Origin of the sequence: Micromonospora sp. NBC_00421 (assembly GCF_036017915.1) — a bacterium.
GTDB lineage: Bacteria > Actinomycetota > Actinomycetes > Mycobacteriales > Micromonosporaceae > Micromonospora.
In genome coordinates this window covers 3600139-3616844 of sequence record NZ_CP107929.1, presented here as the reverse complement: position 1 = coordinate 3616844, position 16706 = coordinate 3600139, and the positions used below count along the sequence as shown (strand labels likewise).

15 protein-coding genes and 1 riboswitch are annotated in these 16706 nt (G+C 72.7%); of the genes, 8 read left to right on the top strand and 7 right to left on the bottom strand.

Annotated features, from left to right (window positions below):
• Positions 1–67 precede the first annotated feature (67 nt).
• The 4 genes from OHQ87_RS14995 to OHQ87_RS14980 all read left to right on the top strand — a co-directional run bounded on the left by OHQ87_RS14995 (position 68) and on the right by OHQ87_RS14980 (position 2861).
• The gene (locus OHQ87_RS14995) at positions 68–319 is read left to right on the top strand and encodes an acyl carrier protein (RefSeq protein ID WP_328338344.1); all 252 of its coding nucleotides are present in this window, start codon (positions 68–70) and stop codon (positions 317–319) included.
• A complete protein-coding gene (locus tag OHQ87_RS14990; protein ID WP_328348686.1) occupies positions 316–1554 on the top strand; it encodes an AMP-binding protein in 1239 nt (412 codons plus the stop codon). Before OHQ87_RS14995 ends, OHQ87_RS14990 begins: the two co-directional genes overlap by 4 nt.
• Positions 1547–2293 (top strand): SDR family NAD(P)-dependent oxidoreductase, encoded by a 747-nt coding sequence (locus tag OHQ87_RS14985; RefSeq protein WP_328348685.1) that lies wholly within the window; start codon positions 1547–1549, stop codon positions 2291–2293. Before OHQ87_RS14990 ends, OHQ87_RS14985 begins: the two co-directional genes overlap by 8 nt.
• Positions 2294–2486: 193 nt before the next feature.
• Positions 2487–2861, top strand: coding sequence for a hypothetical protein (locus OHQ87_RS14980; protein ID WP_328348684.1), 375 nt, complete (start codon positions 2487–2489; stop codon positions 2859–2861).
• A 150-nt stretch (positions 2862–3011) separates the two neighbouring features.
• Here the strand turns inward: OHQ87_RS14980 and pseI are convergent, their stop codons facing one another.
• From pseI to OHQ87_RS14965, 3 genes are all read right to left on the bottom strand, one after another.
• Positions 3012–4064, bottom strand: a complete 1053-nt coding sequence (gene pseI / locus OHQ87_RS14975) for a pseudaminic acid synthase (RefSeq protein ID WP_328348683.1) — start codon at positions 4062–4064, stop codon at positions 3012–3014.
• Between the two features lie 69 nt (positions 4065–4133).
• The gene (locus OHQ87_RS14970) at positions 4134–5258 is read right to left on the bottom strand and encodes a glycosyltransferase family 2 protein (RefSeq protein WP_328348682.1); all 1125 of its coding nucleotides are present in this window, start codon (positions 5256–5258) and stop codon (positions 4134–4136) included.
• A gap of 89 nt (positions 5259–5347) precedes the next feature.
• On the bottom strand, positions 5348–6673 hold the full coding sequence (locus OHQ87_RS14965; RefSeq protein ID WP_328348681.1) for a polysaccharide pyruvyl transferase family protein: 1326 nt from the start codon (positions 6671–6673) through the stop codon (positions 5348–5350).
• Positions 6674–6852: 179 nt separating this feature from the next.
• Between OHQ87_RS14965 and OHQ87_RS14960 the strand changes: the two genes are divergently transcribed.
• The 4 genes from OHQ87_RS14960 to OHQ87_RS14945 all read left to right on the top strand — a co-directional run bounded on the left by OHQ87_RS14960 (position 6853) and on the right by OHQ87_RS14945 (position 11446).
• Positions 6853–8121 (top strand): acyltransferase family protein, encoded by a 1269-nt coding sequence (locus tag OHQ87_RS14960; protein ID WP_328348680.1) that lies wholly within the window; start codon positions 6853–6855, stop codon positions 8119–8121.
• A gap of 146 nt (positions 8122–8267) precedes the next feature.
• A complete protein-coding gene (locus OHQ87_RS14955; protein WP_328348679.1) occupies positions 8268–8684 on the top strand; it encodes a hypothetical protein in 417 nt (138 codons plus the stop codon).
• A 136-nt stretch (positions 8685–8820) separates the two neighbouring features.
• Positions 8821–9579 carry a hypothetical protein gene (locus OHQ87_RS14950; protein ID WP_328348678.1) on the top strand — a complete coding sequence of 253 codons (759 nt, stop codon included), beginning with the start codon at positions 8821–8823 and terminating at the stop codon, positions 9577–9579.
• A gap of 564 nt (positions 9580–10143) precedes the next feature.
• Positions 10144–10287: riboswitch (cyclic di-AMP (ydaO/yuaA leader) on the top strand.
• A gap of 304 nt (positions 10288–10591) precedes the next feature.
• A complete protein-coding gene (locus tag OHQ87_RS14945) occupies positions 10592–11446 on the top strand; it encodes a C39 family peptidase (RefSeq protein ID WP_328348855.1) in 855 nt (284 codons plus the stop codon).
• 72 nt (positions 11447–11518) lie between these two features.
• Here the strand turns inward: OHQ87_RS14945 and OHQ87_RS14940 are convergent, their stop codons facing one another.
• From OHQ87_RS14940 to OHQ87_RS14925, 4 genes are all read right to left on the bottom strand, one after another.
• Positions 11519–13195, bottom strand: coding sequence for a CDP-glycerol glycerophosphotransferase family protein (locus OHQ87_RS14940; RefSeq protein ID WP_328348677.1), 1677 nt, complete (start codon positions 13193–13195; stop codon positions 11519–11521).
• A 23-nt stretch (positions 13196–13218) separates the two neighbouring features.
• Entirely contained in the window at positions 13219–14727 is a 1509-nt protein-coding gene (locus OHQ87_RS14935; RefSeq protein WP_328348676.1) for a bifunctional cytidylyltransferase/SDR family oxidoreductase, read from the bottom strand.
• Positions 14728–14897: 170 nt separating this feature from the next.
• On the bottom strand, positions 14898–15716 hold the full coding sequence (locus OHQ87_RS14930; RefSeq protein WP_067303417.1) for an ABC transporter ATP-binding protein: 819 nt from the start codon (positions 15714–15716) through the stop codon (positions 14898–14900).
• Positions 15709–16602, bottom strand: coding sequence for an ABC transporter permease (locus OHQ87_RS14925; protein ID WP_328348675.1), 894 nt, complete (start codon positions 16600–16602; stop codon positions 15709–15711). The genes OHQ87_RS14930 and OHQ87_RS14925 overlap by 8 nt, the downstream gene beginning before the upstream one ends.
• Positions 16603–16706: the final 104 nt, after the last annotated feature.

Below are 16706 nucleotides of genomic sequence, written 5' to 3'. Positions count from 1 at the left end.
CGGTGGATCCCTGCGGACCCTACCCGGTAAAGGGGGGAAGGAATTGCCGGGATGTACACTTCGCCGCATGGAAGAATTGAGTCGCGCGCAGATCCGCGACCTCATGGCGCAGGTGTTGCAGAACCAGGGCAGGGTGCTGCCCGACGACGACTCCGCCGACCTGCGGGAGATCGGCTTCCGCTCGCTGGACTTCTCGGAGCTCGCCCTGCGGGTGGAGGACGTCACCGGGGAGGAGTTGAACTTCGACGCCCCCGGCCTGCGACGGATCGCCACCGTCGGGGACGTCCTCGACTTCCTCGCCGAACTCCAGCGGCAGTGACCGTCGCGACGACACCGGCCGGGCTGGACAACCGGGTCGTCATCGCCGGGGTGGCCCGGAGCTGGCGGGAGCTGCCCACCCCGACGCTGCCCTCGCCCGACGCGGTCCTCGCCACCGGTGCCGACGCGCTCGCCGTCGCCCGCCAGCACGCCACGCACGGCACCGAGCTGCTGCTCGCCGGCCCCGGCCGGGTCGACCCGACGATGCGCGACGAGCTGGCCGCCGCCGGCTTCGCCGTCACCGTGCTCGCCGACGGGGTGGCGCAGACCGTCCCGCCGGCCGTGCACCGGGCCCCGGACAACGGCCGGCTCTGGCTGCTCACCTCCGGCTCGACCGGCCGGCCCAAACGGGTCGGCCACACCCTCGACTCGCTGACCACCGTGCGCGACGCCCAACCCGAGCGGACCTGGCTCTGTCCGTACGCCCCCGGCAGCTACGCCTGGTGGCAGGTGGTCACCCTGGCGCTCACCCAACCCGGTCAGCACCTGGTGGTGGTCGACCCGGACGAGCTGGACGACTGGCCGGTGCTGGCCGCCGCGCACGGGGTCGACGCCGCCTCCGGCACCCCGACCTTCTGGCGGCGCACCCTGCACCGCGATCCCGAGGCGCTGGCCCGGGTGCCGCTGCGGCAGCTCACCCTCGGTGGCGAACCCGTCGACCAGGCCGTCCTGGACCGGCTCCGGGAGATCTTCCCGGCCGCCCGGATCTCCTGGATCTACGCCTCCTCCGAGGTCGGTGCGTCGATCGTGGTGCACGACGGCCGGGCCGGTTTCCCGGTCGGCTGGCTCGACCGGGTGACCCCCGGCCGGCCCACCCTCTCGGTGCACGACGACGAGCTGGTGATCACCTCACCGCACCACGGCGTCGGGCTCGACGGGCCGGTACGCACCGGCGACCGGGTGCAGATCGTCGACGACCGGGTCCTGATCACCGGTCGACTCGACTCCGACGAGATCAACGTCGGTGGCAGCAAGGTCTCCGCCGGGCTGGTACGCGACATGCTCACCGCCCACCCCCGGGTCGCCTGGGCCCGGGTGACCGGCCGACGCGCGCCGGTGCTCGGCCGGATGGTGGTCGCCGAGGTCGTCCCCACCACCGCCGACGCGGACGCCCCGCTGGACGAGGGCGTGCTGGTGCGCTGGTGTGCCGAACGGCTTCCCGAGTACGCGGTACCGCGCCGGATCCGGCTGCTGACCGAGATCCCCGTCAAGGAGACCCTGAAGAGCGATGTCTGACTCCACACTCGTCCCACCCAGCACCGTCGTCCTCGTCTCCGGCGGGTCCCGGGGGCTGGGCCTGGCCATCGTCACCGACCTGCTCGACGCCGGGCTCACGGTGGCCGCCTTCGCCCGTACCGTCACCCCCGAGCTGGAGAAGTTGGCCGCCGAGCACCCCGACCGGGTGCACGTCGGTGCGGTGGACGTCACCGACCTCGCCGCAGCGCAGGGCTTCGTCCGGACGGTGGAGGCGCGGTTCGGCCCGGTCGACGGGCTGGTGAACAACGCCGCCGTCGGGCAGGACTCGATGCACACGCACACCGCCACCGGCGACATCGTCCGGATCGTCGAGACCAACCTGACCGCGCCGTTGCAGCTCACCCGCCTGGTGATCCGGCGGATGCTGGGCCAGGGCCGGCGCGGTCGGATCGTCAACGTCACCTCGATCTGCGCGCAGCGCGGCTTCCCCGGCCTGGTGGCGTACTCGGCCACCAAGGGCGGCATGGACGCGGCGACCCGCTCGCTGGCCCGCGAGCTGGGCGGGCGGATGCTTGTCAACGCCGTCGCCCCGGGCTTCTTCGCCTCGGAGATGTCCGCCGTGCTGGGCAGCACCCAGCTCGACCAGATCGTCCGGCGTACCCCGACCGGGCACCTGACCGAGCCCGCCGAGGTGGTACCGGTGGTGCGGATGCTGCTGTGCGAGCACACCAACATCAACGGCCAGGTCATCGTGGTCGACGGTGCCGCCTCGATCTGACCCCACCCGACCCGACCACCGACCCGGCAGCGTCCTGCCCGGGTTCGTGCCGGGCGGGGGTGGCCCGGTCGGATTCGTGCCGGGCGACACCGGGGTGAGTGGGACCGGGGTGGGCGGGGAGGTCCAGCCCACAGGTGGACCGGTTCAGTCGGCGGATGGCCCGGGTGAGCCGGCACCTGCGGGGACACGGCCGGTGCCGGCGCTGCTGCGCGCCGCCGAACGGCACCTGCGCGTCGGCACCCCCGCCGAGCTGCGGTACGCGGTGACCCGTAGCCACCTCGACGACGGGCGCTGCGTCGGTTGGTACGGCCCGGCCGACCACGGCTGGCGGGTGGCGATCGATGCCGAGCGGGCTGCTGCCGAGGTTCCGCCCGCGTTGGCCGCGCGGTTCGGGCCGGTCGACTTCTGGGCCCGCTGGACCCGAGCGGAGAGCCTCTGCAAGCTGGCCGAGTTGCCGGTGGCGGCCTGGTGGCGGCGGCACGGCCTGTCCGTACCGCCGCACACCCGCGCGGTCTGGCGCACCCTGCACCTGGCCGACCTGGTGATCACGGTCGCCTTCGCCCCCTGAGCGCCACCCCGCCCTGGCGTCCCACCCCGCTCCCCGCCACATCGACGCGCCGTGCCGTGGGTGGGAGCACCATGATCAGATTGCGGTTCCCCGGCGTGTCCTGCGCATTTTCGTCACCTGATCACTGGTGCGGGTGCGGGGTGGGCTCGGTCAGATGAGGTTCCAGGTGAGGGGGGTGCCCCGGGGGACGTCGGTGGTGAAGGCGCGGCCGAGGACCCGGTCGATCTCCACCGGGGGTAGGCCGCCGGCCGGTCGGATCGAGCGGACGTTGGCGCTGGTCACCTCGTCGCCGGCCTGCACGTCGTCCACCACGAACAGGGAGCGGCGGAACCGCAGCCCCTCCCGTTCGGCCGGGGTCGGCCCGATGGCGGTGCCGCCGAGCGCGGCGTGTGCCCGCGCCGACTCGACCACCAGGGCGGCCAACTCGTCGGGGTTCAGCGAGAAGTCGGAGTCGACCCCGCCGTCGGTCCGGTCGAGGGTGACGTGCTTCTCGATGAAGCAGGCGCCCAGCGCCACCGAGGCGACCGGCACCCCGATGCCGGGGGTGTGGTCGGACAGGCCGACCGGCACCCCGAAGGCGTCCGCCAGCACCGGGATCCGGCGCAGGTTGCTGTCCGCCGGTGGGGCCGGGTAGGAGGCGGTGCAGGCCAGCAGCACGATGCCACCGGCCCCGCCGTCGCGGGCGGTGCGCACCGCGGCGTCGATCTCGGCGACGGTGGCCATCCCGGTGGAGATGACGAGCGGCTTGCCGGTGCCCGCCACCAGCCGGATCAGCGGCAGGTCGACCAGCTCCGACGAGGCGATCTTGTACGCCGGGACGTCCAGCCCCTCCAGCAGCTCCACCGCCGACGGGTCGAAGGGGGACGAGAAGACGGTCAACCCCCGCTCCCGGGCCCGCGCGAAGATCGGCTCGTGCCACTCGTACGGGGTGTGCGCCCGCTCGTAGAGCCGGTAGAGGTTCTGCCCACCCCACAGCTCGTGCCCGCCGGAGATGCGGAACGCCGGGGTGTCCACGTCGATGGTGATGGTGTCCGGCCGGTACGTCTGCAACTTCAGCGCGTGTGCCCCGCTGGCCGCCACCGCGTCCACGATCGCCAGCGCCCGGCCCAGGTCGCCGTTGTGGTTGCCGGACATCTCCGCCACCACGAACGGCTGTTCGCCTGCCCCCACCACGTACGGCCCGATCTTCACTGTCGTCGTCATCCCCGCCCCTGTTCTCTGTGCTCGTTACTCGTACCCGTGGTCCCGCCGACCCCGACCCCGGCGCGTCGGTCACCGGCTGCCGCGACCCGCCAGCGCGTCCCGGTCGGCGGGGGAGTCCGCCGCGCGGGCCGGCTCGGTGGCCGGTGGGGGCGGCTCCGGCGCGGCGACCGGCCGGCGGAGCCAGCCGGCCAGCCGGTGCGCCTGGCGCAGCACCGCGTACGCGAGATAGTTGTCCCGGCCGACCAGCCGGTGCTTGAGCCCGGCCACCCCGCCCGGACGCGGGTAGCCGCCCGGCGGCAGGTGCCGACGGTAGTGCGCGGCGACCCGGTGGAAGAAGCGTCGGCGCAGGTGCGGATGGAGTCGGCCGTCGTTGCCGACCACCACCAGCATGTGGTTGACCATCAGGGTGAACAACTCGCCGTGCAGCCGCTCGTCCGGGTGCCGGCGGGCGACCCAGTCGAACAGCCTGTCGTACTGGTCGAAGGCGTCGAAGTGGCGACCGCTGCGGGTGGAGGTGATCGCGCCCTGCCGGCCCTGCCGGTAGAGGTAGCAGACCCGGTCCAGCACGGAGATCCGTTCCGCGCCGATGAGCAGTGGGTTGCTGAACGGGATGTCCTCGTACCAGCCGGGGTGGAAGCGCAGTTCCAGCGCGTTCAGGTACTCCCGGCGGACCACCTTGTTCCACGCGGTGTGCTGCACCCGCAGCAGCCCGGGGCGGTCGGCGAGGCGGACCACCGCGGGGGTGTCGCGCAGCAGGTGACTGCTCGCGTCCACCTCCCGCCGGCCGTCGTCGCGTACCCGCAGGTGGTCGAGCATCAGTACGTCGGGGCGGTGCGCGCGGAGCCGGTCGAGCACCGCCGGGATGGTGCCCGGCGGCAACCAGTCGTCGCTGTCGACGAACCAGACGTACTCGCCGGTGGCCACGTCCAGGCCGGCGTTGCGGGCGGGACCCAGCCCGACGTTACGGTCCAGGTGCACCGTGCGTACGCCCGGATGGGTGGCCGCGTACGCGCGCAGCAGTTCCCCGCACCGGTCCGGCGAGGCGTCGTCGACGGCGACGATCTCGACTGTGCCCACCGCGTCGGCCGGGACGTCCGTGCGCACCGAGTCGAGGCACTGGTGCAGGTACGCCTCCACCCCGTGGACGGGGACGACGACGCTGAGCAGCGGGGTGGGCGCGGGCTGGTTGACCACCCCGCCACCCTGGTGCACGGGTATGGACGGCCACGGAACGTGACGTATCCGGTGGAGATGGAGTTGCTGAACAGCGGCCGAGCGGCAGGTTAACGGTTCAGGATCCGCCGTACCGGTGCGGGGACCGCCCGCTTGACCCGGGCCCGCAGCCGCTGGTCGTGCAGCTCCCGTACGTCGTCGCCGAGGGCCGCGTTGCGGTCGCGCAGCCACTGGATGCGGGCCAGTAGCACCTCGGGCGGGCAGGCCCCGGCCGGTCGGACCGCCGGGGGGAACTCCGTCTCGCGGACCTGTGCGTCGAAGCGGGCCGCGCTGTCCCCGTCGTCGAACGCGTTGCCCAGGTCGTGCCGGGCCAGGAAGGCCCGCAGCACCTCGTAGCGGGCCCGGTGTCCGGCGTGCAGGGCGGTGTAGTCGGCCTCGGCGTAGAGCTGCGCCGCGTCCACGTCGGCCGGCACGTCCTTCATCAGCCGGTGCGGGATGTCGAAGTAGCGGGCCAGCTCCAGGGTGCGCGAGTCGTGCGCGAACAGGAAGCCGGGGGTGCCGGCGACAAGCGCGGTGATGGTGCCGTGGATCCGGGTGCCGAACGCGAAGTCGAAGCCGGCGAGGTAGTCCATCCAGGTCCACGGGTCGAGGAACATCCGCACCTTGTCCTCGGTGAACAACGGGTGCGAGGAGTGGATCGGGATGGCGCTGGTCCTGCCCCGGTCCTCCGGGGCGTCGCCGTAGAGCAGGGTGCCGAGCGTCCTGAGGTCCTGCGGCAGGTAGCGCAGGTGCGGGTAGCGGGCCTGGTGCGCGGCGATGATCTTCGCCATCGACTTGACGTACGGGGAGACGGTAAGCGCCACCCGGGCGTCGGGCGTCAGGACCGGTGCGGTCTTCTCCACCCGGAGCTGGTCGCCGTGCAGGAACATCGACGGGCAACCGATCACGTCGACGGCGGAGAAGCCCAGCGTGTTCAGGTACTGCGCCGTTATCTCCCCCCGGACGCCGATGCTCGGCCCCCGCTCCAGCGCCGCCCGCACGAACCGGGTGACCACGTCGTCGATCGGCCGCAGGTACTCCCGGTCACCGTGGACGTCGGTCTGCACCCCGACCCCGAAGACCACCACCGGGATCCGCAGCCGTTCGACAAGCTTCGTCATCAGCTCGATGCGGTGGGCGTAGCTGCGGCGGAAGGCGTTGGCCAGCGGGATGACGTACACGTCGTACTGCTCGTTGATCCGGTCGGCGTCGCGCAGGTCGACCTTGAACTCGGTGGAGGTGATCCGCGCGGTGGAGGTACGCAGCAGCTTGTGCGCGGCGTGACTGAAGACCAGGTTGCCGTTGTTCTCCCCGATCCAGTTCCCCTCGTACGCCTCCTCGGGGCCGCGCACGTCGAACGGGTCCTTCTTCGCCCGCATCAGGATCCGCTGGTGCACCAGTCTGCTCCGTTCCTCGTTCCCGGGCGCCTCCGACGGGTCGCCGGCCTACCCACGGGTGCGCCGACACCGACGGGTCCCGCGATGTTAAGGCAGTGGAGGGATTTCGTACACCTTCGGCACATCCGCACCACCCCGGCCCGTCACCGGTGGACGGGCGTGCCGGTAGGGTGCCCGGCGTGACCAGCGTGCCCACCACCGCGTCCCCCGCGCTGAGCCGACTGCCGTCGCTGACCGGGTTGCGCTGGATCGCCGCCATGCTGGTCTTCGGCTACCACGCCGGCACCATGCGGATCATCGCCCAGCCGGACGCCAAGGCGGTGGTCGACTGGTTGTTCACCCTCGGCCTGTCCGGGGTGCAGTTCTTCTTCATCCTCAGTGGCTTCGTGCTGGTCTGGTCGGCCCGCGACGGCGACCGGCGGCGGGACTTCTGGCGTCGCCGACTCGCCAAGATCTATCCCAACCACGTGCTGACCTGGGCGGTGGCGCTGCTGGTGATGTGGTGGTTCGCCGACCCGGTGGTGCCCCGCGCCGCGCTGGAGAACCTCTTCCTCGTCCAGGCCTGGGACCCCACCCCCGGTTACTTCTACAGCATCAACAACGTGAGCTGGTCGCTCTCCTGCGAGCTGTTCTTCTACCTCTGCCTGCCGCTGGTGCTGCCGGCGATCCGGCGGGCCCGCTCCGGAGTGCTCTGGGCGGTGGTGGTGGCGGTGCCGCTGGTGATCCTGTCGCTCTGGCCCGGCCAGCAGTTGCTGCCCGAGGGCACCAACTGGTGGTTCACCCAGGTCTTCCCGCTGGTCCGCTCCACCGAGTTCTGGCTGGGCGTCGCCGCCGCCGAGCTGCTGCGCCGTGGCCACTGGCGGGGCCCCGGCCTGCCGCTGGCCAGCCTGTTCTTCGTGGCCGTCTGGGTGGCGGCACACTGGATCCCGGCCGAGATGTGGGCGGCGCTGCTGTCGGTGGCGTACATCCTGGTCATCCCGGCGGCGGCCCGGGCGGACGTGCAGGGCCGCTGGTCGCCGTGGCGGCACCGCACACTGATCTGGCTCGGCGAGGTGTCGTTCGCCTTCTACCTGGTGCACGTGCTGGTGATGATGACCGTGCTGCGGCTCACCGGGCACTGGGGCGTGGGGCTGCCCGGCTGGTCGGGGCCGCTGGCCGTGCTCGGTTTCCTGGTGGTGAACCTGGTGCTGGCCGCAGCCCTGCACCGCTGGGTGGAGACGCCGATGATGCGCCGCCTCGCCCCCCGCCGCCGTACCCCACCCGCGCCGCCCACCCCCGACGGCGCTGTACCCGAGGGCGCTGTCCCCGGCGGTGCTGCTCCCGGCGGTGCCGACTCCGGCGGCGTGGTCGCCTGCGGCGCTGCCGCCGTGCCGGGGCCGAGAGACGCCGGCGACGGGTCGCGCGACGGGCGTCCCGTCGAGTACGCGGGACCGCGCGACCAGCACTGATCCCACTGCACCAGGTGCTCCGGCCACCCCTGCCGACCAGGGGTGTTCCCGGAAGTCCCCAGGCCGGGCGAGGGGCACCCGGTGGTCGGCGCGGCGACACGCCCGGCGGTGCTGCGGGCCGGTCACCTCGGCGGTAGCGTGGACACATGTTCCCGGCCGCGCCCGCCAGTCCCCTGTGGTGGGTCGCGCGCTGGTTGTCCCGGCTGCTGACCGGTCTCGCCGTCGCGATCGCGTTCGCCGTCGCCGGGCCGGCGCTGTCCGGCTCCGCGCTGTCCGACCCGGTGCTGCCCGACCCGGGGTCGCCCGCAGCCGCCCTGTCGATCGACGCGCCGGTGTCCTTCGACGCCGCTGCGGCCCTGTCCGCTCCGGGCGGTGGCCTCACCGGCATCCGCACCGGTGACCAGGGGGTCGACCTGGCCGGCGTGGTCGCCGCAGACCGGGTCGACGCCGTCACGCTCACCGTGCCGGCCGGTGCCGCGCGGAACGTCCCGGTCCCGCCCCCGGGGGCTACCGCCGGGCGGCTGCCCACCGTCGCCGGCCCACGGGCACCCCCGGCGGGCTGACCGCCCACGCGGGGGCCCACCCGCGACCGCCAGTGCGACGAACCTCACCCCCGCACCGCCCGGCCGGACGTCCTCCGCAACGGACCCGCCGCCGGTACGGCCTCCTCTTCCGCTTCCCGCCCGCGAGGTGCCGACCGTGAACACCGTGCTCTCCCAGTTCCTGATCGAGGTCCCGACCGCCACCGCCATCTGGTCCGCGCTGCTCGTCCTCGCCCTGACCGGGCTCACCGTCCTGGTGGCCCGGCCCGAGCGGGAGCACCCGACCGACGCCGCCGCCGTCGTGCCGCCACCCGACGCCCCGCCCCCGGTCGCCGATCTGCGCCGCTACGCCGAGGAGGTGGCCGTCGCCGCCACCGGGGCCGCCCAGACGGCGCACCGCCGTCGTACGGCCTGGCTGGCTGCCCAGGACGACCTGGACCGGGCCTGGCAGGCGTACGACGAGGCGGAGACGGTGGCCCGCCGGTTCGCCGGTGCCGGTGCGCTGCCCAGCCCGCGTACCCCCCGTACCCCCGTCGAGTACGCGGGCCGGGAACGGTGGCTGCACCAGGAGGCGGTGGCGGCGCACTGGCGGGGGGAGTTGTCGGTGGAGCGGCTGCGGGACGTCTTCGCCCACCGCGACGGCTGGGACCCGCGTCGGCACCCGGTCGAACACGAGGTGATGCTCGCCCGAGCCGTCCGCGGGGACCGGCGTACGGCGTACCGGGTCGCGGTCGGGCGGGAACGGGCGGCGTGGCGGGACGCCGAACTGGCCGCCGAGGCGGCCCGGTCCCTGGCCGTCGAGGCGTACGCGGCGGCGCAACGGCTGCGGCCGGGCCGGATTCCGTTGCCCCGCAGCGCGACGTCGGCGGCCCGTCCGGCACCCGCCGCCCGCTGGCACCCGGCCCGGGTGAACTGACCGGAGATGATCGGCTCGATGCCGCGCCGGTAGCGGTATCGGCTCGGCATGGACACCGCCACCACGGCCCCGCTTCGTCGCGGCATCGCGGTCCGGCATCGCGGTCCGGCATCGCGGTCCGGCATCGCGGTCCGGGGTCGCGGTCCGGGGTCGCGGTCCGGGGTCGCGGTCCGGGGTCGCGGTCCGGGGTCGCGGTCCCGTGTCGTGGTCCGGCGTCGTGGTCCGGTCCCAGCTCCGGGCCATCGGGGCTGCCTGGCGTCACGAGGGCGGAATTGTTATCCGGGCCGGCGTGGGTGGCGTCACCGTGCGTGGGGATTCGGACACCTGGTCACAGGTGGTCACATCGACTACGACGATCATCGGTGGTTGCTGGCGGAGCGTCCGGTTGTCGCCCCCGCGAGACGGACGCCCCGGTCGCCCCACGAGCGGCCAGTCGGTGCCCGAGTGCACCGGAAAACGGTGCGCCTCGACCATGTTTGCGCAGCTCACGGGGCTTGGCGAGGGAGAACCCGGCCAGTAGTGTCGCTGCGGTCCGGTGCGGTTCCCGTTCGCAGCAGGCGACGCCGCGCCGACCCGCTCAATCGTGCGAGTCACGAACCGGGGACCCACCGCACCATCTGGGGTGAATCCGCGGGCCACGGCCCGGGGTAGGGCGATCTTCCCGCCCGAATCCGTCAGCTAACCCGGTCGGCGGCAGCGGAAGGAGTTCCATCCTCGTGTACTACGACCCCACCCCCTCGGTAGTTCCGCCACCTCGGTGCCGGGGTGCCGCCGGACCGTCGCGCCTGACGCGCTGACCCGGCCGACAGCCCCCGCCGTCCGGTCTCGTCGGACGGCCCCACCGAACTGCCCGGCCTCTCGTCGGGCGGCCCACCGAGCTGCCCGGCCCCCGTCGGGCGGTCCCGACCGAACGAGCGGCCGAACACCCGATCCGCGCGTGGCGTACCGCCGCGTGCCGCTCCGGCGTGCCCGGCCGCCTCGCCCCGTGGAGGAACACCCTGTGAAGCACCACATGAAGCGACAGCTACGCCGGCTGACCACTCAGCGCCCGTACCAGCTGGTGGTCGGCTCGGCAGCGGTCGTCGTCCTGGCCACCGGCGCCGCCGCGCTGGCTGCCGGGGTCGACGACGCCCCGACCGACCAGCAGCGTTCGACCGCCGTCGCCGAGACCGCCCCCCGCCTCGACGACGTCGCCACCCGCGCCCAGGCCCGGGTCGCCGCCCCCGCCCGGACCAGCCCGTCGGCCACCCCCACGGCCAGCCCGTCGGCGAGCCCCACCCCATCACTCCGGGTCACCAGGGCGAAGACCAGGGCCACCGCCAACCCGGACCTGACCCGCACGGTGGCAGCTCCGAAGCCGCCGTCGTCGAAGGTCCTCCGCTACGAGTACCAGGCGCAGACCACCTACTACTACTGCGGCCCGGCGGCGGTGCGCAACGCGCTCAGCGCGGCCGGCATCGAGCGCAGCCAGGACGACCTCGCCGCCCAGTTGGGCACCACCGAGATGGGCACCAACTCGGCCGAGGACACGACCCGGGTGCTCAACGCCGTGGTGAAGGGCGACCCGTACCGGACCCGGATGTTCGCCGGCACCCCCAGTGACGCGCAGGCCGAGCGGCTGCGGGCCGACGTGGTCGCGACGGTCACCGACAAGCGGGCCGTGGTCGCGAACGTGGTCGGGGACGTCACCGATCTCGACGGCGGCTGGCACTCCTTCCCCGGCGGCCACTACGTCGCCGTGGTCGGCTACCAGGACAACGGCCGTATCGTCCGGATCGCCGACTCGGCCGACCCGTCGCTGCCGGCGTACTGGGTCAGCGTGACCACCCTGGCGAACTGGATCGCCACCCGGGGCTACTCCGCCTGACCGCCCGCCGCGCGTCGGCCGCAAGGTCGCGCTCGGACATGGTTGTAGTGGCCTCCTTCTCGAGGGAGGCCACTACAACATGGATCGAGCACGATCTTGCAGCGAGCGGTCAGGCTCCAGCTCCCGGCGGGCGGCGTCGAGGAAGCCGTCGGCGTACGCGTCGGCGGGGAAGTCGCCCAGGTAGCGACGGCGGGTCTGCCAACGGGCCGCCGCCAACGGGTCGGTGTCCAGCAGCCCGGTCAGCACCTCGTCCAGGTTGGCCATGTCCCGGCGCAGCACGTAACCGGAGCGGGCCAGCGGGAAGCGGGTCAGGAACTCGTCGCCGTCGACACCCAGGTCGGTCACCGCGTACGGCTTGCCCGAGTAGAGGTAGTCGGAGATGACCCCGGAGACGTCGGAGACCAGCGCGTCGGAGCGGTTGACGCAGTCGGTCAGGCTCAGCTCCCGACTGGCCGCCGCGCCCCACAGGTGCTGCCGGCCGGTGCGGGTCCGGTCGGCGGCGAGCAGCTCGGTCAGCCGCGCCAACTGCCGGGCCGAGGCCGGGTTCTGCCCGGTGTACGGGTGCGCCCGCAGGATCACCGTGGCGCCCCGGTCGAGCAGCCGGCGCAGCATCGGCTCGGCCACCGGCAGCGAGCAGTAGTTGGCGTCGGCGTGGTGGCCGGTCCAGGTGGGGGTGTAGAGCACGGTCGGGGCGGTCAGTGGCCGCACCTCCCGGCGTACCTCGATGGCCTCGACCTGGGGGCGACCTACCACGACGAACTTCTCGGCGGGGATCTCCACGCCGGCCCGCGCGTACCGCTCGATCGCCGCCGGACCGGCCACGAAGATCTTGTCGAAGATGGCCGAGACCGGGTTGGCGCTGGGCGCCTTGTCGCTGTCGCCGTGGTGCAGTTGCACGTGGGTGAGCTGGGTGAACCGGATGCAGTGGCTGTTCTTCGCCCCGTGGTTGACATAGAACGCCACCCGCAGGCTGGGCACCAGCGCCTCGTCCATCGCCTTGAGGGTGGGGCAGTAGACCACCGGGGCGCTCGTCGCGGCGGCGACCGTGGGCAGGAACTCCGGCTCCCGCAGCAGCACCAGGAACGGCCGGCCGAGCCGCTCCAGGTAGGGCAGCCACATGGTGACCTGGTATTCCGAGCCGGGCGGGGCGGAGAAGTAGAGCAGGAACTCCGGCTGGTGCGCCCGCAGCGCCCGGGTCACCGGGCCGCCCCCGCCCGAGGGCCGGAACCGTCGCCGGGCCAGGTCCAGGCCGACCGCGCCGCAGCCGGCGGCCACCAGCAGGACGACGACCAGCGCCAGCACGGCGGGCAGGGCGAACGCGGCGGCCACCGCCACCACGGCCAGCAGCCCCAGCAGTACGCCGCCGAGCCGGGCGGCGACCAGCGGGGTCCACGCCCGCACCGGCAGGTTCGCCGCCCGGATCTCCAGGTTGCCGGCGTCGCGCAGCGGCCCCACCAGCAGCACCAGGCCCAGCAGCAGCAGCGCGGTCAGCGCCAGCACCGGGTCGAAACCGTCGTCGAGCCGGCGGGCGTAGCCGACCAGGATCCCGGCGGCCAGCAGCACCGTCTCGGCGACGGTGTCGGCGTCGGGGCGGACCCGGCGTTCGTAGGCGGCGGCGGCCAGCGCGGCCACCGCCAGGGCCAGGCCCCAGCCGGTGGCCCCGGTGAACGCCACCACCAGGAAGGCGACCACGGCCAGGCCGGTGGTCAGGCACCGTGCGATCAGTTTCCTGACCAGGTCACCACGCATGTCGTACCGTCTCCGGGGGTCGGTCAGCCGGCGTCGACGCCGCTGGGCAGCCGGTCCTGCGCGGCCGAGGTCGGCTGGGCCGGCACCGGGGCCGGCTCGCCGGGGGCCCGCCGGACGTCGATCACCTGGCCGGTGAGGTCGGAGATCAGCACGTCGAGCGAGGACTGGGCGACCGTCTCGGCGGCCAGCAGGGTGTGCTCCGGCTCCTCGCCGAACGCCTTTGTGCGCATCGGGGTGGCGGTGCGCTCCGGGTTGATGCAGTTGACCCGGACCCCGAACTCGGCCCACTCGTCGGAGAGCGCCTGGGTCAGGTTGACGAGCGCCGCCTTGGTCGACGAGTAGAGCGCGTACTGCGCCCGGCCCCGGGTGTACGAGCTGGACGTGTAGAGCAGCAGCTGACCCTTGGTCTGCTGGAGGTACGGCAGGGACTGCCGGGCGGCGATCACCGGGCCGACGAAGTTGACCTGGAGCACCCGGTCCATGGTCTCCTCGTCCATCTCGGCAAGCGCGCCCTTCTCCAGGATGCCGGCGGTGACCACCACGTGGTCGATCCGGCCGGTGGCCTCGAAGGCGGTCTTCAGCGCGGCCTCGACGTCGCCGGTCTGCTCGACGTGGGTGCCGGTGCTGGAGCGGCTGAACGGGAAGACCTGCGCGCCGTAGCCCCGGGCCAGCTCGGCCAGGTCGTGGCCGATGCCGTAGCTGCCGCCGAAGATGACGATCGTCCGACCGGCCAGCTCCTCGGTGTAGCTGCGGTGCGACAGCCGGGGCGCCTGGGCGGCGGCGAGCTGGAAGAGCTTGTCGGCGAGGTGCACGTCGACCGGGTGGGTGACCTTGATGTTCTCGTCCGACCCGTCGATCACCTTGATCGGCGTGCCGGGCAGGTAGCGCAGCACCACACCGCAGTCGTCGGTGGCGGCGAAGTCCGGGTCGCCCTCGGCCCGCCGGTACGCCTCCCGGATGGTGCCCGAGCGGAACGCCTGCGGGGTCTGCCCCCGGCGCAGCCGGGAGCGGACCGGGATGTCGGTGATGCACTCGTCCTCGTCGACCTGGATGATCGTGTCGGCCGAGGGGATCGCCACGTCGACGGCGGTGTAGCTCCACAGCGCGTTCACGCACTCGCGCACGATCCGGGCGCTGACCAGCGGGCGGACCGCGTCGTGGAAGAGGATGTTGACGTCACCCTCGCCGACCGCGTCCAGGGCGATCCGGGTGGTGGCGTTACGGGTCTCGCCGCCCTCGATCACCTTGCTGACCTTGCGGAACCCGGCCTTGTCGACGATCTGCTGGGCGTCGGCGACGTGGCCGGTGGCCATCAGCACGATGATCTCGTCGATCTCCGGGGCGCCCTCGAAGACGGCCAGGGTGTGCTCGATGATCGGCTTGCCGGCGATCTTCAGCAACTGCTTCGGGATGCCCAGGCCCAGCCGGGTCCCGGTGCCTCCGGCCAGCACCACCGCCACCGTCCGCGAGGGCCGCCACGGCGCCGGGGTCTCCGGTGTGGCGTCCGGGCCAGTGGTGTGGTCCTGCGTCATTGCCGATCCTCACTCTCGGGGAATGTCTGCACACGTCCCGGGGGTCACCCTGAACGGAAGATTGCGCCAGCACGGCGACGGGATGAACCTTAACGCGCGGACCGCGCCGCCCCAACGGGACGACGCGGTCCGTCGGGCACCGGGTCGATGCCCTACGTGCGCCCGGAATACTACTTGCCGTTGGCGAATGCCTCGTACGCCCGGATCACCTCGTCGGTGGGCCCGTCCATCCGGATCAGCCCCGACTCCAACCAGATCGTCCGTTCGCAGGTGTCGCGCACCGAGGAGAGCTGGTGGCTGACCAGGAAGACCGTGCCGGCCCCCTCGCGCAGCTCCCGGACCCGCTGCTCGCTGCGCTTGCGGAAGCCCTTGTCGCCGGTGGCGAGCGCCTCGTCGATCAGCAGCACGTCGTGCTTCTTGGCGGCGGCGATGGAGAACCGCAGCCGGGCCGCCATACCCGAGGAGTACGTCCGCATCGGCAGGCTGGCGAAGTCACCCCGCTGGTTGATCCCGGAGAACTCGATGATCTCCGGGGTCATCCGGGCCACGTCGTCGGGCTGCATGCCCATCGCCAGGCAGCCCAGCGTGACGTTCCGCTCGCCCGACAGGTCGTTGAGCAGGGCGGCGTTCACCCCGAGCAGGGACGGCTGGCCCTGGGTGTAGACCGCGCCCCGGTTGACCGGGAGCAGCCCGGCGATGGTCCGCAGCAGGGTGGATTTGCCGGAGCCGTTGCTGCCGATCAGGCCGATCGCCTCACCCCGGTACGCGGTGAAGGAGACCCCCTTGACCGCATGCACCTCCTGGATGTTCGGCGCGGAGGAGCGCTTTACCAGCCGGCGCAGCGCGGCCACCGGTGTGCTCCCGCCCCCGGCGCCCTTGTGCACCCGGTAGATCACGTGTGCGTCGTCGACCACCACGGTGGGGATCCGCTCGACGACCCTGGGCAGGGTCACTGTGACGTCGTTGGACGTCTCGTACCTGTCATCCACGGCCGTACTCCTGTTCGCCGCGCCAGAAGTAGACGAACCCGGCCACGCCACCCAGCACCGCCCAGCCGGCCGCCACCAGCCAGAGCTGGGTCAGCGACTCGTTGAGCAGTGGCGCCTGCTCCAGCAGGGCGTACCGGGCCAGCTCGATGTAGACCAGGATCGGGTTGAACTGGATGAGTGTCGAGGCCCACTCCGGCAACCTGTCGAACAGCTTGACGCTGTAGAGCACGCCGGAGCCGTACATCCAGGTGCGCAGGATGAACGGCATGACCTGCTTGAGGTCGCTGGCCTTGGAGCCCATCCGGGCGACCACCATCACGACCCCGGCGTTGAAGGCCGCCTGGAGCAGCAGTGCCGGCGGCAGCATCAGCCAGGCCAGGGTGAGCGGCTCGCCGGTCACCAGCACGATGCCGACCAGCACGATCATCGAGGCCAGCAGCTGCTGGAACTGGGTGAGCGTGGCGGCCAGCGGCAGGCAGGCCCGGGGGAAGTGCAGGGCCCGGATCAGCCCCAGGTTGCCGCTTATCGACTGGGTGCCGGCCAGCACCGCGCTCTGGGTGAAGTTGAAGATGAACAGCCCGGTGGTCAGGTACGCGATGAAGTTCGGGATGGTGTTCTGCCCGAGCACCACGCCGAAGATCAGGTAGTAGACGGCGGCGTTGGTGAGCGGGGTGAGCACCTGCCAGATCTGGCCCAGCTTGGCGTTGCTGTACGAAGCGACCAGTTTGGCGTTGGCGTACGCGGCGGTGAAATGCCGGTAGGCCCACAGTCTGCGGCTGTACTCGGTCAGGGACGGGCGCTCGCCGGCGACCCGCAGTCCGTGCCGAGCGGCCAGCTGCGCCTGGGTCAGGCCCGTTTCGGGGTCGACCAGCGCGGTGGTGGCCATGGGAAGGGCGCTCCGATCTTTCGTACCAACGGGATGCGCGCGACGCTGGATTCGGTGGGCTGGCGCGGTGCCGGGCAGCCTCGTCGCTGCGTGGACGGTAGTGC

Excerpts from the sequence above, each read along its gene's own strand:
- OHQ87_RS14995 (WP_328338344.1), top strand. The coding sequence starts at position 68 with ATGGAAGAATTGAGTCGCGCGCAGATCCGCGACCTCATGGCGCAGGTG.
- OHQ87_RS14985 (WP_328348685.1), top strand. The coding sequence starts at position 1,547 with ATGTCTGACTCCACACTCGTCCCACCCAGCACCGTCGTCCTCGTCTCC.
- pseI (WP_328348683.1), bottom strand. The coding sequence starts at position 4,064 with ATGACGACGACAGTGAAGATCGGGCCGTACGTGGTGGGGGCAGGCGAA.
- OHQ87_RS14955 (WP_328348679.1), top strand. The coding sequence starts at position 8,268 with ATGTTCCCGGCCGCGCCCGCCAGTCCCCTGTGGTGGGTCGCGCGCTGG.
- OHQ87_RS14945 (WP_328348855.1), top strand. The coding sequence starts at position 10,592 with ATGAAGCGACAGCTACGCCGGCTGACCACTCAGCGCCCGTACCAGCTG.
- OHQ87_RS14940 (WP_328348677.1), bottom strand. The coding sequence starts at position 13,195 with ATGCGTGGTGACCTGGTCAGGAAACTGATCGCACGGTGCCTGACCACC.
- OHQ87_RS14935 (WP_328348676.1), bottom strand. The coding sequence starts at position 14,727 with ATGACGCAGGACCACACCACTGGCCCGGACGCCACACCGGAGACCCCG.
- OHQ87_RS14925 (WP_328348675.1), bottom strand. The coding sequence starts at position 16,602 with ATGGCCACCACCGCGCTGGTCGACCCCGAAACGGGCCTGACCCAGGCG.